Raw genomic sequence first — 24239 nt, forward strand, 5'->3', positions numbered from 1 at the left:
AAACTGAATTAAATTTTAATTAAAGTGGAAAAATTATTTTAGCAAAAAATAAGGAGGATGAAAATGAATAAAGATGAAATTATAGAAAAAAATATAAAGGAAAAATTAGAAAAGGAAAGGATGTCTTACGGAGCAGATGTAAATGTCCGATGTATAAATGGTTATGTAACTTTGTATGGAATAGTAGATAACTTATCCGAAAAAAATTATGCTCAAAAAATAGCAGAAAGCGTAGAAGGTGTAAAAAAAGTAGAAAATAATATCACAATTGCAATAGACAGCAAAATAACAGACAAAGATATAAAGCAGGGTGTTTTGAGAAACCTTCAAAACTCCAAATTTCATGAAGAAATAGGAGAATTAGGTGTTGATGTAACCGACGGTACCGTAACTTTATATGGGAAGATTAATAACGCACAGCAAGAAATAGAAAGCATAAGTCAAGCAGCTCAAGCCATGGGTGTCAAAAGTGTAATAAGCAAATTAGAACTTAACAAAGAGCATAAAATAGATGATGTATCTCTCGTAAATTTAGTAGTACAAAAGCTGTCTCGTTATGATTTGAGTTTGCCTGATTTAGTTATTACAGCAAACAACGGGGCAATAACATTAAGTGGATATGTGAATAATTTAAAAGAAAAAGAATTAGTCAATGAAGCAGCTCAAAGCGTAAATGGGGTAAAAAAAGTGATAAATCATATAAAGATTAGAGAGAAGTCATAGAAAGATATGTTATTCTATGACTTCTATTCTTATGTCATTCTTTTCTACTTCTTTTTTCAATGGATTTATCACATCTCCATGAAGTATAACATCCAGAGCAGACCTTAAAGACTTGCCTACTATTATCTCGGTTATATTGTTTTCTTTCGCAAATTCTGCCAGCGTTTTTGAGATTTTTTTACCTACCAAAATAGAAACTCTGCCACCCATTTTTTGTGCTAAATCGAAGAGCTCTAGTAACACTTTGTTTTGTTTTAAATCATTAGAGATGTCGTTATTTTTGTTAACGTATACAACACAAAACTCACCATTAGTTTCTTTTGCTCTTTCAGCACCTCTTTCCACAAGCCTGCGGCAGCTTTTCTGCGGGGTCACGCATACCATGATCCTGCTCTTCACGCCAGGCTCGTAACTTAAAACCATTTTAATAAACCCCTTTCAGGTGCATACTTTCCCTTCCAATATTATTATATGTGAATTCTCTACTTTATGTCAAATTTATTAATAAGCCTTATATTCTTTTTAGATGTAACTGGTTTCTTTTTTTAATCCTTTTATAAATTCTTTTAAATACCTTATATCTTCTTGAGAAGGTGTTTTACCTCCATAAACTGTTTCATTGTATATCCGCGTAACTTCACTGAAACCTATATATCCATTTCCTAAGACTCTTTTTTGATATTCCAAAGGAGTTTCTGTATCTAACATTTTCAAGCCTTTTTTAGCTAAATACTTTACAATTTTTTCATAATAATATATCGTCAAAAACTTATTGTCCAAATTATTAATTTTTTTCTTCCGATCCCACCAATATAAAGAAATTATTGTCACTAAAGTCACTATCAATATTAAGCCAAAACGTAAAATATTAAATCTATTATCACTAAAAGAAGCAATTTCCTGAGAAGTTGTCTTCGTATTATCACTTTGTTGCAGTTTATCGACTGTGCTATGGGAATCTTTACTCCCGTTATCTGGTTGTAATTCCATATCATTTTCTAAATTTAAGTGATTATTATTTGAGAGGGACATCGGAAATTCTAATGAGGGATAATTAGGTGTTGGTTCAAAAGTAATCCAACCGTAGTCATCAAAATATACCTCTACCCACGCGTGAGCATTAGCAGCGGTAATCCTGTATTTGCCATCACTACTAGGTGCTGACGGCATTCTAAATCCCACTACATATCTTGCAGGAATTCCAATTGTCCTGAGCATAATCACCATTGCTGTCGCATAATAAGAACAATATCCTTTTTTTAGATCGAATAAAAAATAGTCAACAAAATCTCTATCCGAAGGAGTAGGAGGAACATCTAAAGAATAGGGGTATTGTCTTAAATATTCTTCCACTGCTTTTACCTTATCATAGAGAGTTTTTTTGTCTTTTGTGATAGAATAAGCTAAATCTTTCACTCTTTCTGGTAGAAGAGTAGCTGGATAAGACAAATATCTTCTTCTTTCTTCACCTTTTAAAGTCTCGTTACCTTTTTGCCTCAGTGAATTTAAATCAATTTGTGGCTTTAAATAAGTAACAACATAAGGCTCTCCAGTACCATGAGAGGTTTTTGCTCTTAAGTTTAAATTATCAACTTCATAATAAAAATCATAGCTTAGTTTATAAGGTTGCCAAGGAGAAAAAAGAAAATCTGACTTAATTTTTAGTGGAATTATTGTAATAGTTTTTACTTCAAAATTTACATTATTACTGAAAGTTGGCGGAATTTTATCGCTGCTTTCTACATACATATACTGTTGTCTAGAATTTTCCCATCTACTAGAAAAATTATCATAAATTAAAGGACTTTTTGAGGAATAAGTATAAGTATCATAGACCATTCCCCTAAGGTAAGTGCTTTCATCGGCTTCTACTTCCATTATTAAAAAATTACTCGGTTTCACATTTCCGCCTAATTCATTGGCAAAAGTAGTAAAAACCGTTTCCCCAAACCAATCATCATTAGTGCCTTCGCCATTTCTCCAATCTCTAGTAAAAGGAAAAGTATCATAAAACCAATTATTCAATGTTTCCCACTTAATAGGTTTAAAGTTTTTCGGCATTAATTGAGCGCTGATAGAGGTAATAGAAGATAGAAAGATTGCAACAATCAAAAAAACTGCAATAGGTGCTTTCGCACTGCCTTTTTTAAAATAGTTCTTCATTCCAATATCTATAAAACAAAGCGTAATATAGACTGTCATATAGAAGTAAGCAGCATCTACATAATTATACCACTGCACAACAAAAAACAATATTCCTGAAAATAAAGTTAAAAACCAACTCCTCATGATAATATTTAATAACGTAATAATCAGTGTTACTATAACAACAGTTATTATAATCATAAAAAATCTATATTTTTCTGTTAAAAGGTCAAAGCCTGGAGGCGAAATTGTATAATTCATATAAATATCCGCCCATTTTATAAAACCATCAATATAAGATACAATGTTCACTAATAAGCTACGATATTTGATAAAAACTATGACATCTATAAGCAAAAGGCCTGTAAGCAAAAATATTATCAGTTGTGGCCTTTTGAGCAAAAAAGCAAAAAATATTACTAATGCTATATCTAATAGTAAAAGATAATAGAAAGGATATGCAAATCTAAAGCCGCCAACAGCAGATAATATAACCACAAGAGACAGAGCAATTGTCATAATGTGTTCATGCAAACTCTTTTTTAGCTCTTTTGACATCTTTCTTCCCCCAGAAAACAACTTCGATATCTAATTTGTTAATTTTATCTTCAATTTCTTTTGGGTCATTAACATAATAAATTATTAATTCTCTATTACTGTTTCTTAAATTCACTAGTTCTCCTAAAATTACATTATTCAAATAAGGAGTTATTAAAATAAGAGTTACATCATAGGGAATACTTTTATATAATCTCAAAAAGTCCTCTAGACTTTTTTCGTAAACTGGAAAATTCCTTAAAGAAACCTCAATAAAATTTTTAAAATCATTAATCCTTCTCCCTTTCACTTGAACCATACCAGTATTGTAATCTATAACACTTACAGGTATGCCGTGCAAAAGGCAAAATTTCGCTATAGATAACATGCACTCCGCACTATTTTCATCCATTATTCCTTGGGTATCCATAGCAAAATGGTTTTTATCTAAATCCCACAAAATATAAACTTCACTCATCGCGGATACTTGAAATTCTTTCACATAGAATTCTCTTTTCTTTGCTGACACCTTCCAATGAATCCTTTTAATACTGTCGCCATAATTGTACTTTCTTAATTGCGATATATTAGTATAATCCTCAAAAGCTTTATTTTCTGCCTCTATATTCCCTAATTGTTGTCTTGCCTTCAATTCCACCTCTATATTATGAACCCTTGGTAGCACTACAAACTTTAATTTAAAATCATATTTCTTTACTACCTTAAAAATTCCAAAAGGATCTTTTATCTCTACTTCAAAAGGTCCAAGAAAATATATTCCTCTTTTTGTAATCACAAATTTTTTTTGTACCTTTTTATTTTTAAAAGGCATAAGATACCATTCTTCTGATTTAACTTTAGCATTTAGTGGAGAATAGTCAATAATTTTGAGATTAAAAACAGGAAAAAAACTATTGTTTATCAAGGTTACTTCATAGGCTATCTCTTCTCCAACAGTAATTTCATTTTTATGAGATATAACATGGATATATATAGAATTCTTTATATGCCTTATATACAGGTAATTCAAAAGGATAAAAAATGCAAATTCATAGACAAGCAAATAAAGTATTTTCCCACCGCTAAAAATGGCAAAGGCAAAAGAAACTATTAGGAGCAATAAAAGGAAAATTTTATTATGCATATCTTTTTATCACCGGCACCTTTGTGGTATCTACAATATTTTTAATAAACATTTTCTCGTCCAATCCTTCAAATCTTTCTTCATTTTTTAAAATGATTCTATGAGATAACACAGGTACCGCTAATTCTTTTACATCATCTGGTAAAACATAATTTCTCCCTTCGCAAAAGGCCTTTGCCTGAGCAGCCCTCATTAAATTTACAGTAGCTCTTGGACTTGCACCTAACCTTATTGCTTTGCTTTTTCTGGTATTAGCAACTAATGTGACAATATAATTTCTGACCAAGTCATCTACATAGACAGACTTTACCTTCATTTGCATTTCCTTTATGTCTTCAGCATCGGCTACTGGAGAAAGAGACTCTAAAGGGTCCTCTTTCTCAAAATTTTTTAAAATCCTCATTTCTTGATATTCATCGGGATAACCTATCTCTATTTTTATCATAAATCTGTCCAATTGAGCTTCTGGCAATCTAAAAGTCCCTTCATATTCAATTGGATTTTGGGTAGCCAATACCATAAAAGGCTTAGGTAAAGAATAAGTAACCCCATCAACAGTTATTTGTCTTTCTTCCATTGCCTCCAAAAGGCTAGATTGAGTCTTAGGAGAAGTTCTGTTGATTTCATCAGCTAAAACTATCTGACTCATTATAGGACCTGCTTTAAATTCAAAGTCATTCTTTAATTGATTGTAAATAGTTATGCCTATAACATCTGAAGGCAACAGGTCCGGTGTAAATTGTATTCGTTTAAATTTAAGATTTACTGATTTAGCCAAAGCCTTAACTAAAGAAGTTTTTCCTACACCGGGAACATCCTCAATTAGGACGTGCCCTTCAGCCAATAAAGCTATTACCACAAGTTCAATAACTTTTCTTTTTCCTATTATTACCTTTTCTATATTCTCTATAATTTTTTCTACAGCAATATTCTCCATTTTTACCCCACCATATATTCAAATTATTTTTAGAATTTCCAGCATATTATTTATGACATAATCCGGTTTTGCTTCCTCTAAGAGATTAAAGGGCAAGATTGTCCATTTAACAGCCGCACTTTTTACTCCAGCATTAGAAGCACATAATATGTCATAAGGACTGTCTCCCACCATTAAAGTCTCTTCTTTATTAGCATTGAGTAGTTCCAAAGCTTTCAAAATTGGATCCGGATTTGGCTTATGTTTTTCTGTGTCCTCCAATGCCACAATTACCTTAAAATATTTTTCCAGGTCAAAAAGCCTTAACCCCCTTATAGCCAATTCTCTCCTCTTAGATGTAACTATACCCATTTTAATTCCATTTTTATACATGAGTTCAAGGGCTTCTTTTACATCTTTTCTTATTCTGGTATATTTATCATGATTAAACTCATTGTATTGTCTATAAGTATCCAGCATTAAATCCCATTTGTCTTGGCTAAATCTTTTTAAAGTTATTGGAAGGGGTTCTCCAAAATAAGGAGTAACGTCTTCCGGTTTTACGGTATATCCTAAATGCTTTTCTATTGTGTATTTAAAAGACTCAATAATAAGTTCATTGCTATCAATAATCGTTCCATCTAAATCGAAAAGTACTGTTTTTATCCCCATATTATCTCCCTTCATAAATTCTCTTCTTCTTTTAGTATACAAAAAAAATCACTTCATAACAAGATATGAAGTGAAAAATTTTGCTATTCTGAAACTTTTTGAAAATAATGTATTAAACCTTTATATATTGCCCAAGCAATTTTATATTGATAATTTTCGTCATTTAAAAGTTTTTCTTCTTCAGGATTTGACATAAAGCCACATTCCACAATAACTGCCGGCATTTTAGCGTTTCGCAAAAGGTAATAACTATTAGAACTTTTAGCCATCCTGTCGTTATTAGGATCTAACGTATTTCTTAACTCTTGTTGAATAAGTTCTGCTAATAGTTTACCTTTTTCAGAGTTATTTTGATAAAATACCTGTGCCCCCTTGTATTTAGATTGACTAAAACTATTTAAATGAATACTAATTAAAACATCTGCTATTACTTCATTTGCTTTTACCACTCTATTTTTTAAATCCTTTGAAAGAGAACTATCTGACAAAGTGTCGTCTTCCCTTGTCATCACTACAATACCACCACTTTCTTCAATAAGTTCTCTTAATTTTTGAGCAATTTCAAGATTTAACTCATCCTCATCTTTTCCATATCTTCCAGGTTTGCCAGGGTCTGGTCCTCCATGTCCTGCATCTATGACAACAACTTTATTCATTATTGGAACAGTTTTAAAAGCAGCTATATAATACCCTTTTTTAAAACTATATAGCCCTACTATTAAACTTACTATTAGTAAAAACATCATCCATCTTTTAAATACCATGTCCCCATCCCCTTATCTTTTAGTAAAAATTATTCATCTAAAAAAGTTTATATGTCACTTAATAATAAAATCCACATATTATGATTAAAGGAAGGGGGTAAAAATATGGTCACTTTAGAATTCACATACGTAGTACAACCAGGAGACACGGTATTTTCAATTGCTAAAAAATTTAACACCTCAGTTGACGCTATAATCACAAGAAACAACATTATAAATCCATCTTTAATATATCCTGGACAAAGGCTTATTATTCCAGTACAAGGAAGTTATTATACTGTCCAGCCTGGAGATACTCTATATCTTATTGCTCAAAAATTTAATGTTCCTTACGAAACTATCATTTATACAAATAATCTCACATACCCTTATACAATATATCCGGGTCAAAAGCTATTCATCCCTGGAGTAAAAATAATCGCACCACAACCACCACTACCTTCACCGCCTCCCGCACAAAAGCCTTGTCCAACTTATTACACAGTACAGCCAGGAGATACTTTATGGACTATAGCACAAAAATTTGGAGTATCATTGGAGGAGCTAATTAAAGCAAACTATTTAATAAATCCAAATATGATATACCCTGGACAAACATTAATAATTCCTTGTCCTACATCGCCACCCATTGAATATCCCACACTAAAGATTGGAGATAAGGGCCCCTTTGTAGTAAACTTGCAAGCAAGACTAAAATCTTTGGGCTTTGACCCTGGTCCTATTGATGGTATCTTTGGAAGAAAAACAGAAGAAGCCGTAAAAGCGTATCAGCAAAGCAGAGGACTTCCAGTAACAGGAATTGTCGATAATGTGACATGGAATGCACTCTTGTTTGGAACTCCTCCTGTTACTACTCCTACACCACCAGGAAAAGTTTATATAGTAAAACCTGGTGACACTTTATGGAATATAGCAAAAACTTTCAATACAACAGTAGACGCTATATTAAAGGCAAATGCAGATATTAAAGACCCTAATTTGATTTATCCCGGTCAGAGAATTATAATTCCTACATCTTCACAGGAAATAGCCTACAACCAAGAAGTACAAGAAATAAATGCAGAACAAGAAGAAAGCAAAGAAGAATAAAGTCAAAAAATAGTCAGGAAAAATCCTGACTATTTTTTGACGCTGTCTATATATTTTTCTGCTACATAAGCTGCTGTTGCACCATCTCCAGCAGCCGTTATAACTTGTCTTAAAGATTTATGCCTTATGTCTCCAGCTGCAAAAACTCCAGGTATATTTGTCCTCATATCATCATCTGTCATGATATATCCATATTCATCAAGTTCCACAATCCCTTTCACTAATTCTGTATTTGGTGAATAGCCAATAGCCACAAAAACTCCTTCTACATCTAAAGTACTTTCTTCACCTGTTTTAACATTTTTAAGTTTGAGTCTTTCTACTCCATACTCTCCTTCTACATCAACTACTACAGTATCCCAAACAAACTCAATTTTTTCATTTGCGAAGGCTTTTTCCTGTTCAATTTTCGTAGCTCTAAGTTCATTTCTTCTATGAATTATATAGACTTTTTTTGCAAATTTAGTAAGGTATAACGCATCTTCTACTGCTGTATTCCCTCCGCCTATAACTGCCACTGTGGCATCTCTGTAAAAAGCTCCGTCACAGGTAGCACAGAAGGAGATACCAGCCCCTATAAATCTATCCTCGTTTGGAACACCTAACTTTTTAGGTGTAGCGCCCATCGCTAAAATAATAGCTTTTGCTTCATAAGTTTTATTAGAAGTCTTAACTTTCTTTACATCCCCTGTAATATCTAGGCTCTCAACATCTTCATTAACAATCTCAAGGCCGTGTTTTCTCACCTGTGCCTCCATCTTAGCAATAAGGTCAGCACCACTTATCTCTTCATAACCGGGGTAATTTTCTAACTGATAAGTATTTACTATTTGCCCTCCCAGATAAGTTTTTTCAATAAGTACCGTTTTAAGCCTTGACCTTGCAGCATACAATCCAGCAGTAAGTCCCGCAGGACCTCCTCCTAAAATAATTAGATCGTACATAATAAAATCACTCCTCCTTTGAAAATAAAATATAATAATGGAAGCAGTAAAAACACTACTTCCATTATTATATCACAAACTTTTTATATTTACATCATCCCAACGGGTTGTCTAAATTTGTTCCTTGCCTCTTGTATATCTTGAGGTGGAGCCGGTTTGACAGGATACCATCCTCTTTGATTTATAGAATTCCAAACTGTCCTTTGATCTTCTAAAGTAGAATTTAAAAGATTGATATATTCTCTTCTTATGCTTTCATTTGCAGACTCGACTGCTGCATGGCTGAACATTTCTATTGCTAATTTGTAATTGCCCAGTACATTCATCATAATATCCTTGTCACTAATTTGCGTACTCCCATACATATTTTTACACTCCTCCTAACTTAAATGTTTTAGCAAAGAATTGAAATTGTTTTGACATCTATCTGCAAGATTTTGGCATAAAGCTTTAAGCTGTGGATCTTGACATCTTGTAGCATAATCGTTTAAAGTTTTTGTCATATTTTGCTGTAATGATAAAATATCATCCAAATAAAGTAATTCTTTGGTTGATAGTTGCATACATATCCTCCTTTTTATCAAATTTCATTTTTAATATGTGCACAAAAACAAAAAATATGCAGAGTTTTTCTGCATATTTTTTATTTTATATACCCTTTCCTTTTTAATTTTTCGATATGTTCTTTAAGTTTTTCTTCAATATTTATATTATACTTTTCTTCCAAGACAAACATCATTGAAACTGCGACTTGAGCAACATCTAAAAGTTCTTCTGAAATTTTTTCCATTATCTCTTTTTCGCTTAAAGTGACATTTTCTCCGTTTAAACCTCTAAATTTTCCTATAGCTTGTGCCAATTCTCCCGCTTCTTCCATTAATTTAAGGGCAGTAGATTCCAGTGAGGGTGTCAAATTATTAAGCTTTGGCAAACTTATTTCTTTAAAGCTGGTTTTCATGATTTCATCTCCATCTTTTAAGCTTTTTTTCGCCTTGCCATAAAGGTTGCTAACTGGGGCGCTACTTCCTTAATCAAATCAAGCATCTTAAAAGAAACATTCCTTATATCCCACTGAGCTTCATTAGTGCATCTTAAATTTGCAAAATGATCAAAAGCCCATAAATCAGCATTCATAAGAACCAAGCGTTTGTGTGCATTTGTTACCACGTAAGGACTTACTTCAGGCAATTTTTCTTTTAATTCTATAAACAATTCCTCTGAAGCCTTTATCGCTTTTATTAAAATTTCGGAAGCCTTTGCTTTTTCGATATTTGGAGGAATAACAAAACCATTTTCAACTGTCGGTTCACCGCAATCAAAGACAATAGTTCTATGCCTTAAAAGCTGATGCCAATTAGCTTCACTTATCTTTAATTGAAATTTAAATCTGACCGATTTAAATGCCTCTATTAAATGGTCAAATTCCCCTATATCTTCAACTGCCTGCTGCAAGATTTTACTTTTCCCCTCTTCGTTTATCTCCTTCACTGTTTTTCTCACCGCTTCAAAACTTTTACCTGAATATGTAAATAAAATATGCATAATTACAATATCTACCGGAGAATATTCACTATCTTTCCCTGTATAGTCTATTAAAATGACATCCTCATCTGAATCTGAAAGCTCATCCTCCTTTACAATACTTGCTAAATTCTTTAATCTATCGTAAACTTTTAATTGATAAACAGTAGGAGTTGTATGTCGTAACATGCTTGGTGCAATTTTTTCCCCTTGTTCTACTATTCTTTCGGCTAATAACTTTGCCTCTTTAGTAGGATGCGCGAAAAGTTTTCTCACTATATCCTGTAAATCTAAGGCATTTAAAGCTACTGCAAAACTTGTCTTGGTAGCTAGAAGAAGTGCATATCTTGCATCTTCAAAGGCAATTTTACTAATCCTATTGTAAAATCTTTCTTCACTTTCCCCCTCTTTTTTCTCTTCCGCTCTGGCTAAATATTCTGTCAAAACTTCTACAAGTTTTTCATAGGCATCATAGGAGTTGTTCCAGACTTTTAAAAACTTTTCTTTCAAATCAGGCTTCCCTTCTAATTCTTTTGGTATCACTACTTTATCTCTTGTAGGCTTTTGATACCTTTGGCTCCACTCTATAAAGGCAGGCCGCCTGTTCATAAGTTCAATATCTCCTGACAAATGCCTTGAGACATCTTCCACGCACAAGTGCATTAAATGCTGCTCAGCAATAGAAGAATGTCCAAATCTTTCAACCCACTTTTCGTGAAATTCTTTCGCCTTTTGTATTGCTTTTTCTAAAGGTATGTTATGTTTGGGGATGTAGTCAGTTATGTTTAAATCTCCATCTGTCAAAGACTCAAGTATATTAAGCCTCCAGCTGGTATCTCTTCTACTTACCTTCGAATTTATAGGTGGAATGATAAACTCCGGCAATGAATGTATAAAATAGACAGGTCCGTATACGTCTGTCACAAAATTTTCTAAAAGCTTCTCCTCTTCAGGAGTCAATTTTCTCATTTTCATGTCAAAAACTCCCTTCAAAATTATAAAACCGACCTTTTCGACATTTTATATTATTATACCATAAACTTTTGCTGTAAAAAACAAAAAACAGTTATCACTGATAACTGTTTTTTACAACTGGTGACCCATCCGCGACTCGAACGCGGGACACCCTGCTTAAAAGGCAGGTGCTCTACCTCCTGAGCTAATGGGTCATATGGTGGAGGGAGATGGATTTGAACCATCGAAGGCGACAGCCAACAGATTTACAGTCTGCCCCCTTTGGCCACTTGGGTATCCCTCCACATTTTTAAAACAATAAAAAGTTTTGCTTGAATCTTTAATAAAAATCACGTAGCTTATTTTATCATATAGAATTCTATTTGTAAAGGGCTTTTATGCAGTTATTTTTGTGTAAAAATATGTAAACAATTTTGGAATTTGATTTATTTTTGTTTTTCTATATAATTAAGATAGTAATCACATAGTTTTTAATACATAGCAACTCAAAAATATTGGAGGAAAAAATATGAAATTTGTTTCATGGAATGTAAATGGCTTACGGGCCTGCTTGCAAAAAGGGTTTATGGATTATTTCAAAAAAGTAAATGCTGATATTTTTTGTATACAAGAAACCAAATTACAGCCCTATCAGACAGACCTTGAAGAACTTAATTTAGAAGGTTATTTCGCTTTTTGGAATTTTGCTGAAAAGAAGGCTTATTCAGGAACTGCTGTATTCACAAAATATAAACCTTTATCCGTTAACTACGGAATAGGCATCCCTCAACATGACAATGAAGGAAGAGTTATAACGTTGGAATATGAAAAATTTTACTTAGTAAATACCTATACTCCTAATTCTCAAAGAGGATTGACAAGACTTTCTTACAGAATGGAATGGGAAGAAGACTTTCGAAATTATTTGCTAAAATTAGATTCTGTAAAACCTATAATTTTATGCGGAGATTTAAATGTAGCCCATAAAGAAATAGATATAAAAAATCCATCTGCTAATAGAAGAAATGCAGGTTTTACAGATGAAGAGAGAGAAAAAATTACAATTCTATTAAGCTCTGGATTCATTGATGCTTTTAGATATTTTTATCCAGATAAAAAAGATACCTATACATGGTGGTCCTATATGCATAACGCAAGAGAAAAAAATATAGGATGGAGAATTGACTATTTTATTGTTTCAGAAAGGTTAAAAGATTATTTAATTGATGCAGAAATTCATTCAGAAATATTAGGAAGTGATCATTGCCCTGTTGTTTTACTCTTAAAAGATGAACTCATAGAAAATTAATAAACCCCAACTGGGGTTTATTAATACTTATCTTTCCTTATACCAAATTCTGCTGATTCTACCCATTCCTCTGCCTTTCTTACATGGTCAATTAGATTCTCAAAAATCTCTTTATGACGATTTTCTTCACTTATTAAAAATTCAAAAAGTCTTTTTTCCAAATCATCATTTGCTTCTTTTAACATTTTTTCATATAATTCTATACTTTCATTTTCTATCTTTAAAGCGAATTGATATATTTCAAGTTGTTCAGGTTTAAATCTTACATTACTTTTAATCTCATCTTTATTTTTAAACACATTAGTAAATTTCTTTATTATTTCACTTTCCTTTAAATCGTATATATTCTTTTTAGCCCAATTTTCAATTATTTCTGCATGTTTTTTCTCATCATTAGCTAAATCTAAAAATAAATTTTCCAATTCATTCCCTTTATTCTTTTGTGCTTGTTCTTTGTAATATTTTTCACCATCTTTCTCCATCTGAATTACAAATTCTACATTTGTCACTTTGAATCACCCTTTCAAAATAATGTCAAAGGGCTTTCATTTTTTATGATGAAAGCCCTATAATTTATTATTCAACCTCTACTTTTTTGCTGTTTTCCCATAGACCATGTATATTGCAATAACTTGTAGCATAAATTATACCTGATTTTTCAACTTTAAACTTTATAGTTATATCAGGCTCTGTAAAAACGCCGTATTCTCCATGGCTATTCATCACATAATTCCCTATTTCAACAGGGAATTTATCCCCTTCTCCATAAAAATAAACCTTCAGCCATTTAATATGGTGCTCTAATGTATTTGGATGAGGAATCTCCTCTCCAATATTAACTCTTAGTTCTACTATTTCTCCTTTTTTTACTTTGTCTTTTATATGTATTACAGGTACATGCTTTTCACCTTTCCAATCTCCACTTTGATATAATTCACCAAATTTACCCATATTAAACCCTCCTAATCATTTTTTATGAAACATTTCCATATTTTCCTGTAGTGTCTCTAAATCTTCCTCATGCTCAATTTCATCTTCTAATATTTCTAATATTAAATGATAAGTTACAGGGTCAACATCTTTCAATTCTGAAAGCATTTTATTATAAACTTCAATAGCACATTGCTCACCTTTAATATTTTGTTCTAACAATACTTTCACATCCGGATTATCTGGCACATCATATCCACAATTGGTCAGTTTATACCAATCTTCTGGCTTTACTACAGGAGTTCCCCCTAATTTGATAATGCGTTCAGCTATTTTTTCTGCGTGTTCTAATTCTTCACCTGCATGTTCTGAAAGTTCAGCTGCTACAGCTCCCCCCATAGGTCCTCTGACAACTTTGGCCCCTATCCAATATTGATAGTATGCTAACCACTCATCAGCAAAAGCTTTATTTAGAGCCTCAATAATTTTGTCTACATCTTTCCCCACTATTTCTCTTCCTTTTGTTCCCACGGAAATCTCCTCCTAAATTTTATTATTTTTAATTTATATTATTTTCACACATATTAGCTAAGTTATCAACTATATTAAAATCTTATTTTGTACTTTAATCCAACATTTTATTTTACTTCGTCTTTAGTTTCATTATACCATAGAATTATTAAAAATCAAAAAAACTTTTATAAATTTTTATTCGACAAAATATTACAAAATAATGATTTCTTTTTGAAAAATAGTTATGATATAATAATATAAAATGTTATTTAATAATAACTTAAGGAGAGGTGAAAAATGGATTACACAATTTTAATTGGTGGGGAAGCTGGACAAGGCATTGACACAACTGCAAATCTTCTAGCAAAGATTTTGAAAAGACACGGCTTTTATGTCTTTTCCAATAGCGATTACATGTCTAGAATTAGAGGTGGACATAATTTCATACAAATAAGATTTTCAGATATTCCTTTACATTCTCATATTTCAAAAAATGATATAATACTTGCGTTAAATAAAGAAACTATTGAAATCCATCGTAAAAACCTTTCTAAAACTGGTGTTATAATATGTGACAAAGATATTCCTTCAGATGGCATAAAAGAAAAAGCGTTGGCACTTCCTCTTTTGGAAACTGCAAAAGAACTAAAAAATCAAAAAATCTTTACAACAGTGGGATTAGGCGCTATTCTTAAATATTTCGATTTAGATTTTTCTATAGGAGAAAAAGCAATAAAAGAAGAGTTTAATAAAGATATAGCAGAACTCAATTTACAGGCCTTAAAAAGAGGCTATGCCCTTATTGATGCAAAAATTTCTTTAAAAGCATCAGAAGATAAAAATATACTAATAAATGGAAATCAATCTGTGGCCTTAGGTGCAATTTCTGCTGGATGTAAATTTTACTGTGGATATCCCATGACCCCTTCTACTGGAATACTCTCCTTTATGTCCTATCACTCTAATGAAATGGGAATAGCAGTAGAGCAAGTGGAAGACGAAATAGCAGCTCTTAATATGGCATTGGGTGCTTCCTATGCTGGTGTTAGAGCTATGACAGGTTCCTCAGGTGGTGGTTTTGCACTAATGGTAGAAGCTCTTAGTCTAGCTGGAATGATTGAAGTCCCTGTGGTAGTTATTGACGTGCAAAGACCTGCACCAGCAACGGGTTTCCCTACTAGGACCGAACAGGCTGATTTGCAATTTGTAATACACGCAGGGCACGGTGAATTTGCAAGAATGGTAATTGCTTTAAGAGATGTAGAAGATGCCTTTTACCAAACGGCAAGAGCTTTTAATATAGCCGAAAAATATCAGATTCCTGTTTTACTTTTAAGTGACCAACACTTAGCAGATAGCTTAAAAACTGTAAAGCCTTTTGATTTTGATAAAATCACCATAGAAAGGCATATATCTGGAGAAGAAGCCATAACAGAGGAAGAGTATAAAAGATACAAAATAACGCAAACAGGTATATCTCCCCGCATATTGCCTGGAAAAATACCTGGACAAATCGTTTTAGTAGATAGCGATGAACATGATGAATGGGGACACATAACAGAAAGCGCTGTTATAAGAAAATCTATGGTAGAAAAAAGACTTAGAAAATTTGAATATTTAAAAAATGAAATACAGGAGCCTTGGTTTATAGGAAAAGAAAATCCTGAAAATTTAGTAATAGGCTGGGGTTCGACTTATGGTGCAATAAAAGAAGCTGTTGAGAATCTGGTTGATGAAGGAATCTCCGTAGGAGCCTTAATATTTGGCGATATATGGCCTTTACCGACACAAAGACTTTTAGAGTTAAGCAAAAACGCTAAAAAAATAATAGATATAGAACAAAATGCTACAGCTCAGCTTGAAAGTTTGATTAGGCAAGAAGCTCTTATAAAAGCAACTCACAAAATTTTAAAATATGATGGCCGTCCTTTTAGTAGTGATGAAGTATACGAAAAAATAAAGGAGGTACTCTCATGAAATGCGAATATAAGCTTTATGACCCCTCTTGGTGCCCTGGCTGTGGAAACTATATGATAAGAACTGCATTAAAACAAGCTTTGGAAGATTTAGAATTAGAACCTCATGAGGTGGTTTTAGTTACAGGGATAGGTCAAGGAGCAAAAATGCCCCACTATATAAAAGTAAATGGATTTAATGGCTTACATGGAAGAGCTTTGCCTCCAGCCATCGGAATAAAGTTAGCAAATAAAAATTTAAAAGTAATTGTAGAATCCGGTGATGGTGATACATATGGAGAAGGTGGCAACCACTTTATACATGCAATAAGAAGAAATATAGATATTGCCCACTTTGTACACGATAACCAAATATATGGCTTGACAAAAGGTCAAGCTTCACCAACAACTGCCAAGGGTCAAAAAACTACTCTGCAATTTGACGGAGTAAAGTTAGAACCTTTAAATCCTCTAGCTTTAGCCTTGACTATGGGAGCAGGATTTGTAGCAAGAGGTTTCTCTGGAGATATCCCCCATCTTGTAAATCTAATGAAAGAGGCAATATTATATAAAGGCTATGCTCTACTGGATATTCTTCAGCCTTGTGTTGTCTGGAATAAAGTTAATACTTTTGCTTGGTATAAAGAAAGAGTATATCATCTACCAGAAGATTACGACTACACAAATAAAGAAGAAGCCCTTAAAAAAGCAATGGAATTTGGAGATAAAATTCCAATAGGTATAATTTACAAAGTCGAAAAGGAAACTTATGAAGAAAAATTTGATTTTATAAAAAACGGTCCTCCTTTAGTGGATGTAGAGCTTAATCCGAAAAATACGGAAAAATTAATTAAAGAATTTGTTTGATTTATATTTCAAAAAATAGGGACAGTTCATATTAATTTTTTACTAGCTGTCCCTGTTTTTATTATTGAGATTTTCTTTATAACAAAATTAATTTAAAACATCTAAGATTGCTATAGTACATTCATTTTTCTTTTTCTAACACCTCTGCTGTCAAATTATATATTTCATCAAAAAACGCTGCTGCTATTCCAAAAGCCACAAAAGCTTCTACTGTTGCTTCAATCAATACTCTTTTCTAAAAAATTTAACTACTTCCATTACTAAAAGAGGTAGAATTGACATTGTAATAATTATATCCCAGTCATAAATATTAATATTCCTAAGTCCAAATATAGTGTTTATTGGGGTCACAATTAAAATAACCTGTAATAAAATTGCCACTATCAAAGCAAAAATCATGTATTTGTTTGTAAATAATCCTACCCTAAAAATAGATTATTATCAGGTGCTCCTTTGGTAATTAATCTAAAGTCCTCTTTATCCATAATATGTATTGTTGACATCATTTTTCTATCTGAATCAAAGGGTATTTCTGCAATTCTTGGAAATTCTTTTTCTATATCGGCTTCTTTTAGGCCTACCACATCATTTAGCAGGTTAACAATCGCAACTTTCGTAGGATCGCCAATCCCTTTTCCTTCCTCATCTATAAAAGCATCAGTACATAATGCAGCATTTTTTAAAAGGAAATAGTCCTCCTGTTTTACTTCATCTTCTTTTACATTCACTTTTCTATCGTTAATATAAAGCTTCACAACTGTCATCTTGTTCTGTGTAAGGGTTCCTGTTTTGTCAGAACAAATAACACTTGTACTGCCAAGCGTTTCTACAGCCGGAAGTTTCCTTATTATCGCATTTTTCTTAATCATCTTTTGTACGCCAAGTGCAAGCGTAACAGTTATAATAGCAGGGAGTCCCTCAGGAATCGCTGCAACAGCAAGGCTTACAGCCGTCATAAACATATCAAATGCTGGTCTTTTTTGAAGTACTCCTATTGCAAATATTATTGCGCTTATGAGTATGGCAGCTGTTCCTAAATATTTGCTCAATTCTTCAAGTTTTAATTGAAGTGGCGTTTTGACATTCCTTTCGTTTTCTATCAAACCGGCTACTTTCCCCATTTCGGTATCCATACCTGTAGCAATTACAATAAATTTACCTCTGCCGTAAGTCACCGTAGTACCCATGTACACTAAATTAACCCTATCTCCTAAAGGTACATTTTCATTTTCTATTACAGTATCAACTTTGTCAACAGGTACTGATTCACCAGTTAATACTGATTCATCTACTTTAAGGTTTTTAGCCTCCACCAATCTTCCATCTGCAGGTATGATATTTCCTGCTTCTATTAATACTACGTCTCCTATTACAAGAGAAGATGCTTCAACTTCCATTACTTTCCCATCTCTTATTACTTTTGCAAGAGGTTGAGACAATTTCTTAAGAGCTTCAAGAGACTTCTCAGCTTTGTTTTCCTGAACTGTTCCTAATAATGCATTTAAAATTACAACAACTAATATTATACTTGCATCTATTGTCTCTCCAAGAAAAAAAGATATAATTGAAGCAATAATAAGAATTAACACCATATAATCTTTAAACTGTTCAAGAAATAATGAAAATATTGATTTCTTTTTCTTTTCTTTTAAAGCATTTTTACCATATTTAAATAACCTTTCATTAGCTTGCTCTTGTGTCAATCCATTTTTATCATCAGTTTCTAATTCTTTTTTTATCTCTTCTACATCCATATTCCAATATCTTTTCATTAGCAGCCCTCCTTTAAAAATTTTTGCAAAATAAAATAGACCTTTACTTTGTAGTATCCCACAAAGTAAAGGTCTCACTCGCATTTTTTGCTCAATCAGCCGGGCAAAGCCGTCATGACGACTGATTGATTCAGAGTTACTCCCCTTTACTCTATCTAATTAATGAACTGGAGCTGGCAGTGGGATTCGAACCCACGACCTGTTAATTACGAATTTATACAAATGTAGTTTATCAGAATTTTTTTGACATGTCAAGAATGTTTGTAAGACTTGATAAATCAAGCATTTAAGATTATTGTTGAAATATAGAAATTATTTAAATCACTTGAGATTTTCTCAGTTCGCACACAAGTTTTAACTTCACCATGTATTTCTATATTCATCTAATACTTGATTTAATAATATTCTTGCTGCTTTGGTGCCACCTTTGCCAACCAGCTCTCGGAAATGGCGATAAATATCCTGTATAAGTCTATTGTGATGGTCAGAAATTAGTAAAGTTCTCTTTGCTTGAACCATGAAAAGAATTCACATAAGCTTTTTTGATTCTGTGGACACACAAAATTAGCAAAAACAAAAAGAAGTTTTAATTAATTAAAAATGTAACTACCTTCTTCAAAATAAACATTGAAAGCAATATTATGAAGATTGACTAAGGATATTTCGTACATCATACATTATAGACAAAATGTTTCTATGTCTTGTTTATTTAAAGCTTTTAATTTATATTTCCGTTTTTTTAGATAGGTTATTTTTCCTATATTTACCAAGTGAAAAATTATAGCGCAAAATAAATATAACTGATAATAATAGATAATCTATGAAAATACCTATATATACTCCATATAACCCCATTCTGAAAACTAATGTCAAAATAAATATAATTCCTAAACTGAAAAGATTAAGTGCAACAGAACTTAAAAATACCCACATCTCATCATTAATCCCTTGTAAACTGTATTTGTATACAGTGGCTGGTAAATTAAATACATTTGCAATTATTCCAATAACTATATACGAAGATGACATCTTTATCAAATTTACATCATCAGTTATAATATATGGTACTTTATTTCTAAATATAATAACTACTATCGCTATAAATAGCGAAAATAAAAATGATATTATTATGCATAATTTAGGAATATCATTTATCTCAAACAAATCAGATGCTCCTTTACCTTTGCCCACCAAAGTCAAAGATGCAGAAGAATATGCGTACATTGGCATAAGTGCAAAATTAATTATTTGAAATATCAATGTATATGCCGATAATTCTAAAATTCCCAAACGTCCTAATATTGAATTTATACCTATGGTAATTACGGTGGATTCTAAAAATTCCTGTCCCATAAGAGGCAAAGCTGTAATATGCAGTTTTTTTATATTTTTAAAATTTGTGTTATATAATTTAAGTGGTTTGTCTATTCTCACTACAAAAATATAAATTAACACATTTAGAGATAGTGATAAAACAGAGGCTATAGCTGCTCCTGTCACTCCCATTTGAGGAAAACCACATTTCCCAAAAATTAAAACATAACTAAACATAATATTTAGAATACTGGAAATAGTATTTCCATAGAAAATATATTTAGTCTTATTCTTAACTTTTAAATAGGCAGAAAACATAAAAAGAATCATATTTAATCCGACAGAAAGGCTAAATATATTTAAGTAATCCAAAGCTTCTTTTAATACTCTTCCTTTAATTCCAAATAAATGTTGTAATATATGTGTGCCAAATAAGATCGATATAAGAAAAAACAGTATTCCAATAAAAATGCTCACATACATACCTAAAGAAAACAAATTTAAAAACTCGTTTTCATCATTTCTTCCTAAACTTTGTGCTCCATGTATATTAAATGCTATAGCAATCATTCCTAATACACCAGTTACACTATACAATGTATTATCTATTAATCCCACTGCTCCATATGCATCCAATGATATTCTTCCTATCATGGCTTGGCCAACAAGGCCCATCAAAATGCCTGAGACCATATTCACCATTAACGGGAATGCAATGTTGTTGATGCTCTTTATTTTGTTTTTATTTCTCGTTAACCTAATATTAATATTGCTAATCATTATAAAACCATTCCCTACCAAAATTTTCACTTAATGCTCAAAGACGGCAAGCAATATTTTAATGGTTTTATTAAGCAAAAATTTGTTTGCAAGTTCTGTAATTCTAAGGATGATTCTGCCTGCCCTATAAAGCATCCTAAATATTTTAATGGCAAAAAGCATAGAGGCTGTACTAAGTATGCTATTATATCTTCTGATTATAGGTCTTCTATTAATAGAGAGTCCCTATATTTTTATGGCTGTCCACAAATTAAGAATTGAATCAGAAAAATAAATTTAGTTTTAAGGCCCTAGATTTTGAAAAAGCTTATGTCAAAAATATTAATTCTGTAAGCAACATTAATACTTTTGGCCATATTACTTTGCTTACTGTTGATATTGTAACTATTAAGCTAGGTAAATTTGATGAGTTTAAATCTCTTAGTAGTCTGATGCAATCAGCTTAATTTCCACTGAATCTAATTCATACCACTTTTTAATATTTAATTTCTACAGGATATTTATACTTTTTTTGCCACTTCTTTTTTATTTTTTCCTTACTACTTCCTTTGTATTAGATTGTAAGTTTTGATTACTATATATTTGTATGTCATACATATTTTTGTCTTCGTGCGTAATTATTATTTTATTTAATTTAGCACATTCCTAAGTTTTAATAATTAATTATCAAGGAAATAAATTCCACCGCGAGATATCAACTCTAATTTGATTTAGTATTTGATTAGCGGGTAAATGCTCCAGTATTCCATGTAACCCTTCATATTTTCACTCATTTTCGTCGCCCATTTCAGATAGATGGTAAATAATTTCACATTTAACCCTCTTTCCCTTACTTCTTCTACCAACTTTCGAGGGTACTTTCTTCTTTGTTTTGCGAGTGAATCATCTTTTTTAGCTGAACAGTGAGTGACATATATCCTTTTGCTTACCATATTATTCCTAGGGTGACAGTGACATTCCACTTGGCGCCTGCTGGTAGGCAACATGATCATGTTTATTCCACAGTTTCTTGACTTTTTAACCACTTACAGTATTTTTCCGATAACAGATCGCATCCTTTTAAGAGATGGTTAAGATACTTTTTGCTTGGTTTCAGTCCTTCCCTCACTTTGTCTGGTTTAGCTATATAGGTTATAGTTTCTATTTCTCTTCCGTCGTCTAGTTTAACTCTTACTTTTATTCTATTATAATGGTCTGGATACCCTTCGTACCTATCGAGCTTTTCTATATCTGAATCCTGAATTGTATAAAGGATACCTTCAACAACACTTTTCTCATCCTCTACTATATTTGCATATCCTTCTTTAGAATTTCTAGAAGCAATCTTATTAAATTCTAATCTCCATTCTTCCAAAATTGCATGTTCCCGGTTTGAAAAATTAACTCCCCTCTCTCTCATCCGTTCGGGATTCATATTTGATCCATAGGCAAAGTATTTCATATCTTATCACCTATTTTTGTCATTTTAATAACCCACATCCTTTCGCTTTGTTCAAGCATAAATTATAATGAAAGTATGCTTTTGAGCGATATTTTTGACATAATTCTCTAAAGCATGGAGGAGGAAGTGGAATTATTTCTTCCACTCATTGGACTCAAGTCCGCATTTTAACATGTGTAGAATATCTTCTCAAGCACAAATTGGATCTATGTCAATATAGTAGACACAAAAACTCGAAATTTTTATGCTGACTTTTTAATTAAATCCTCAAATTGTTGCAAAGTCTATACCCTATACTACTATGTAGTCTCTTTCTATTATACCAAGATTCAATATACTCAAATATGGCAAGTCTGGCAGTATCAAAATCATGGTAAGTAGCTAAATTTACTTCTTCTTTTTTTAAAGAACCATGAAAAGATTCTATACATGCATTATCATAAGGGCATCCTTTGTGACTAAATGAGTGTTTTATGTTGCCTTTAGATAATATATATTCTTGAAATTTGGCGCTTGTATACTGCGAACCTAAATCACTATGGAGTATAAGCTCCTCCTGTGGGTTTTGAGCATTATAAGCATTTTCTACAGCACGAATAGCAAGCTCTGTATCCATCGTTTTAGAAAATGCATAGCCAATGACTTTCTTGGTATAAAGATCTATTACTGTCGCAAGGTAACACCATTTGTCCTTAACAGTATAAATATATGTTATATCAGTAACCCACTTTTGATTAATTGTAGTGGTAGAAAAATCCCTGTTTAAAATGTTTTCTTTTTCTTCTACTCTATTGTTAGAACTGTAAGGTTTAAACTTTTTGATAATTATAGATTTTATACCTAATTTATTCATAAGTCTTTGGACTCTTTTAAGACTTATATCATAGCCTTTATTTACAAGCATTTTGTGAATTTTGGGAGCTCATTGAAACCTTTAAAACTTCACACATTAATTTAACATCATGATATTTTTTATTTTCATCATTAAACTCAAATATAGAGCTTACTCCTTTGCGAATATGGCCATGGCTTTTTTAATATTTCATTCTCCTCTTCAAGCCTTGCCATCTTCTTTAACATAGCCTGATATTCTGCTACTGTAATTGTTGTGCCTTTGTTGTCTATATTTATTGGTTTTGCTTTTTTTAACCAACCTGATATTGTGGATTTTGAAATGCCATATTCGCTTGAAAGCACTGCTAGGCTTTTACCATGGTTATACAACTCTACTATAGTATTCTTGAATTCATCATTGTATTTCCTTTGTTCTCTTGGCATTTTGTAGACACTTCATCTCTTTATATTTTTATTTTATCTTGGTAGAGTTAAAGTGTCTACAATAATATACTAACACCAAAAAGGGTATCGACACAATGTCGATACCCTTAAAATACGCATAAATGCTGGAGCTGGCAGTGGGATTCGAACCCACGACCTGTTGATTACGAATCAACTGCTCTGCCACTGAGCTACGCCAGCAATAGCTAAAACCTCCATAAAAAAAATTATGGTGCCTCGAAGTGGAATCGAACCACTGACACAGGGATTTTCAGTCCCTTGCTCTACCTACTGAGCTATCGAGGCATAACATAATGGCGACCCAAAAGGGACTTGAACCCTCGACCTCCAGCGTGACAGGCTGGCGCTCTAACCAACTGAGCTATTGGGCCGCATTACTATTTAATTTTTTAAATGGTGGGCCTTCAGGGATTTGAACCCCGGACCAATCGGTTATGAGCCGACCGCTCTGCCAGCTGAGCTAAAGGCCCATATTTGGTGACCCCGACGGGATTCGAACCCATGTTGCCGCCGTGAAAGGGCGGTGTCTTAACCACTTGACCACGGGGCCACAATTTGGCTCCTCAGGTAGGACTCGAACCTACAGCCTACCGGTTAACAGCCGGTTGCTCCACCATTGAGCTACTGAGGAATATTTTTAATTCCGGCAG

The 24239-nt window shown here is 32.5% G+C and carries 23 protein-coding genes, 8 tRNA genes and 4 pseudogenes; 6 read left to right on the top strand and 29 right to left on the bottom strand.

Annotation, left to right across the window (positions count from 1 at the left end; translation table 11 throughout):
- The first annotated feature begins 63 nt into the window (after window positions 1–63).
- Window positions 64–723 carry a BON domain-containing protein gene (locus tag BUB32_RS05565; RefSeq protein WP_072968183.1) on the top strand — a complete coding sequence of 220 codons (660 nt, stop codon included), beginning with the start codon at window positions 64–66 and terminating at the stop codon, window positions 721–723.
- Window positions 724–732: 9 nt separating this feature from the next.
- Here BUB32_RS05565 and BUB32_RS05570 read toward each other — a convergent pair whose 3' ends face one another.
- The 6 genes from BUB32_RS05570 to cwlD form a co-directional block, all read right to left on the bottom strand.
- A complete protein-coding gene (locus tag BUB32_RS05570; RefSeq protein WP_072968186.1) occupies window positions 733–1146 on the bottom strand; it encodes a universal stress protein in 414 nt (137 codons plus the stop codon).
- 99 nt (window positions 1147–1245) lie between these two features.
- Window positions 1246–3426 carry a DUF4129 domain-containing transglutaminase family protein gene (locus BUB32_RS05575; RefSeq protein WP_072968188.1) on the bottom strand — a complete coding sequence of 727 codons (2181 nt, stop codon included), beginning with the start codon at window positions 3424–3426 and terminating at the stop codon, window positions 1246–1248.
- Window positions 3395–4549: a DUF58 domain-containing protein gene (locus BUB32_RS05580; protein WP_072968190.1), complete on the bottom strand. Its 1155-nt coding sequence runs from the start codon at window positions 4547–4549 to the stop codon at window positions 3395–3397. The genes BUB32_RS05575 and BUB32_RS05580 overlap by 32 nt, the downstream gene beginning before the upstream one ends.
- Window positions 4542–5486 (bottom strand): AAA family ATPase, encoded by a 945-nt coding sequence (locus tag BUB32_RS05585; RefSeq protein WP_042833821.1) that lies wholly within the window; start codon window positions 5484–5486, stop codon window positions 4542–4544. The genes BUB32_RS05580 and BUB32_RS05585 overlap by 8 nt, the downstream gene beginning before the upstream one ends.
- Before the next feature lie 18 nt (window positions 5487–5504).
- Entirely contained in the window at window positions 5505–6137 is a 633-nt protein-coding gene (gene ppaX, locus BUB32_RS05590) for a pyrophosphatase PpaX (RefSeq protein ID WP_042834007.1), read from the bottom strand.
- A gap of 83 nt (window positions 6138–6220) precedes the next feature.
- A complete protein-coding gene (cwlD, locus tag BUB32_RS05595; protein ID WP_072968193.1) occupies window positions 6221–6901 on the bottom strand; it encodes an N-acetylmuramoyl-L-alanine amidase CwlD in 681 nt (226 codons plus the stop codon).
- Window positions 6902–7006: 105 nt separating this feature from the next.
- On the opposite strand from cwlD, the gene BUB32_RS05600 reads away from it, so the two are divergent.
- A complete protein-coding gene (locus tag BUB32_RS05600; RefSeq protein ID WP_072968195.1) occupies window positions 7007–7990 on the top strand; it encodes a LysM peptidoglycan-binding domain-containing protein in 984 nt (327 codons plus the stop codon).
- 29 nt (window positions 7991–8019) lie between these two features.
- Here the strand turns inward: BUB32_RS05600 and trxB are convergent, their stop codons facing one another.
- The 7 genes from trxB to BUB32_RS05635 all read right to left on the bottom strand — a co-directional run bounded on the left by trxB (window position 8020) and on the right by BUB32_RS05635 (window position 11713).
- Window positions 8020–8967, bottom strand: a complete 948-nt coding sequence (trxB, locus tag BUB32_RS05605) for a thioredoxin-disulfide reductase (protein ID WP_268807549.1) — start codon at window positions 8965–8967, stop codon at window positions 8020–8022.
- A 56-nt stretch (window positions 8968–9023) separates the two neighbouring features.
- Window positions 9024–9299 (bottom strand): spore coat protein, encoded by a 276-nt coding sequence (locus BUB32_RS05610; protein ID WP_072968199.1) that lies wholly within the window; start codon window positions 9297–9299, stop codon window positions 9024–9026.
- 15 nt (window positions 9300–9314) lie between these two features.
- Window positions 9315–9497 (bottom strand): spore coat protein, encoded by a 183-nt coding sequence (locus BUB32_RS05615; RefSeq protein WP_072968201.1) that lies wholly within the window; start codon window positions 9495–9497, stop codon window positions 9315–9317.
- An 80-nt stretch (window positions 9498–9577) separates the two neighbouring features.
- On the bottom strand, window positions 9578–9892 hold the full coding sequence (locus BUB32_RS05620) for a MazG-like family protein (RefSeq protein ID WP_003868493.1): 315 nt from the start codon (window positions 9890–9892) through the stop codon (window positions 9578–9580).
- A 17-nt stretch (window positions 9893–9909) separates the two neighbouring features.
- Entirely contained in the window at window positions 9910–11430 is a 1521-nt protein-coding gene (locus BUB32_RS05625; protein ID WP_072968203.1) for an FAD-dependent thymidylate synthase, read from the bottom strand.
- A gap of 118 nt (window positions 11431–11548) precedes the next feature.
- A tRNA-Lys gene (locus tag BUB32_RS05630) sits at window positions 11549–11624 on the bottom strand.
- Window positions 11625–11627: 3 nt separating this feature from the next.
- Window positions 11628–11713 (bottom strand) — tRNA-Tyr (locus tag BUB32_RS05635).
- Window positions 11714–11938: 225 nt separating this feature from the next.
- On the opposite strand from BUB32_RS05635, the gene BUB32_RS05640 reads away from it, so the two are divergent.
- Window positions 11939–12718, top strand: a complete 780-nt coding sequence (locus tag BUB32_RS05640) for an exodeoxyribonuclease III (RefSeq protein WP_072968205.1) — start codon at window positions 11939–11941, stop codon at window positions 12716–12718.
- Between the two features lie 20 nt (window positions 12719–12738).
- Here the strand turns inward: BUB32_RS05640 and BUB32_RS05645 are convergent, their stop codons facing one another.
- The 3 genes from BUB32_RS05645 to BUB32_RS05655 form a co-directional block, all read right to left on the bottom strand.
- On the bottom strand, window positions 12739–13227 hold the full coding sequence (locus tag BUB32_RS05645) for a ferritin-like domain-containing protein (protein WP_143152791.1): 489 nt from the start codon (window positions 13225–13227) through the stop codon (window positions 12739–12741).
- A gap of 67 nt (window positions 13228–13294) precedes the next feature.
- The gene (locus tag BUB32_RS05650) at window positions 13295–13669 is read right to left on the bottom strand and encodes a class II SORL domain-containing protein (RefSeq protein ID WP_072968207.1); all 375 of its coding nucleotides are present in this window, start codon (window positions 13667–13669) and stop codon (window positions 13295–13297) included.
- 15 nt (window positions 13670–13684) lie between these two features.
- Window positions 13685–14179 carry a ferritin-like domain-containing protein gene (locus BUB32_RS05655; protein WP_072968209.1) on the bottom strand — a complete coding sequence of 165 codons (495 nt, stop codon included), beginning with the start codon at window positions 14177–14179 and terminating at the stop codon, window positions 13685–13687.
- A 279-nt stretch (window positions 14180–14458) separates the two neighbouring features.
- Between BUB32_RS05655 and BUB32_RS05660 the strand changes: the two genes are divergently transcribed.
- Window positions 14459–16138, top strand: a complete 1680-nt coding sequence (locus BUB32_RS05660) for a 2-oxoacid:acceptor oxidoreductase subunit alpha (protein ID WP_072968211.1) — start codon at window positions 14459–14461, stop codon at window positions 16136–16138.
- Entirely contained in the window at window positions 16135–16983 is an 849-nt protein-coding gene (locus BUB32_RS05665; RefSeq protein ID WP_072968213.1) for a 2-oxoacid:ferredoxin oxidoreductase subunit beta, read from the top strand. Before BUB32_RS05660 ends, BUB32_RS05665 begins: the two co-directional genes overlap by 4 nt.
- A 121-nt stretch (window positions 16984–17104) precedes the next feature.
- Here the strand turns inward: BUB32_RS05665 and BUB32_RS13340 are convergent.
- From BUB32_RS13340 to BUB32_RS05680, 5 genes and pseudogenes are all read right to left on the bottom strand, one after another.
- Window positions 17105–17200 (bottom strand): annotated as a pseudogene (locus BUB32_RS13340) (hydroxyethylthiazole kinase); the annotation flags it as partial.
- Between the two features lie 5 nt (window positions 17201–17205).
- Window positions 17206–17382: a cation transporting ATPase C-terminal domain-containing protein gene (locus BUB32_RS13345; RefSeq protein ID WP_084726984.1), complete on the bottom strand. Its 177-nt coding sequence runs from the start codon at window positions 17380–17382 to the stop codon at window positions 17206–17208.
- A 32-nt stretch (window positions 17383–17414) separates the two neighbouring features.
- Window positions 17415–18755, bottom strand: a pseudogene (locus BUB32_RS05675) (cation-translocating P-type ATPase); the annotation flags it as partial.
- Between the two features lie 360 nt (window positions 18756–19115).
- Window positions 19116–19274, bottom strand: coding sequence for a hypothetical protein (locus BUB32_RS12950; RefSeq protein WP_200773854.1), 159 nt, complete (start codon window positions 19272–19274; stop codon window positions 19116–19118).
- Window positions 19275–19478: 204 nt separating this feature from the next.
- Window positions 19479–20849 (bottom strand): MATE family efflux transporter, encoded by a 1371-nt coding sequence (locus BUB32_RS05680; protein WP_072968226.1) that lies wholly within the window; start codon window positions 20847–20849, stop codon window positions 19479–19481.
- Between the two features lie 33 nt (window positions 20850–20882).
- Here BUB32_RS05680 and BUB32_RS05685 point away from each other — a divergent pair.
- A pseudogene (locus tag BUB32_RS05685) lies at window positions 20883–21295 on the top strand (transposase); the annotation flags it as partial.
- Between the two features lie 548 nt (window positions 21296–21843).
- Here the strand turns inward: BUB32_RS05685 and BUB32_RS05690 are convergent.
- The 8 genes and pseudogenes from BUB32_RS05690 to BUB32_RS05730 form a co-directional block, all read right to left on the bottom strand.
- Window positions 21844–22290, bottom strand: coding sequence for a gamma-glutamylcyclotransferase family protein (locus tag BUB32_RS05690; RefSeq protein ID WP_072968214.1), 447 nt, complete (start codon window positions 22288–22290; stop codon window positions 21844–21846).
- Window positions 22291–22532: 242 nt separating this feature from the next.
- Window positions 22533–23568, bottom strand: a pseudogene (locus BUB32_RS05695) (IS3 family transposase).
- Window positions 23569–23694: 126 nt separating this feature from the next.
- Window positions 23695–23769: transfer RNA gene (locus BUB32_RS05705), tRNA-Thr, on the bottom strand.
- A 29-nt stretch (window positions 23770–23798) separates the two neighbouring features.
- A tRNA-Phe gene (locus tag BUB32_RS05710) sits at window positions 23799–23874 on the bottom strand.
- Window positions 23875–23883: 9 nt separating this feature from the next.
- Window positions 23884–23960, bottom strand: a tRNA-Asp gene (locus BUB32_RS05715).
- 23 nt (window positions 23961–23983) lie between these two features.
- Window positions 23984–24059: transfer RNA gene (locus BUB32_RS05720), tRNA-Ile, on the bottom strand.
- A gap of 5 nt (window positions 24060–24064) precedes the next feature.
- Window positions 24065–24139, bottom strand: a tRNA-Glu gene (locus tag BUB32_RS05725).
- A 6-nt stretch (window positions 24140–24145) separates the two neighbouring features.
- Window positions 24146–24220: transfer RNA gene (locus BUB32_RS05730), tRNA-Asn, on the bottom strand.
- Between the last annotated feature and the right edge of the window lie 19 nt (window positions 24221–24239).

Origin of the sequence: Thermoanaerobacter uzonensis DSM 18761 (assembly GCF_900129115.1) — a bacterium.
Classification (GTDB): domain Bacteria; phylum Bacillota; class Thermoanaerobacteria; order Thermoanaerobacterales; family Thermoanaerobacteraceae; genus Thermoanaerobacter; species Thermoanaerobacter uzonensis.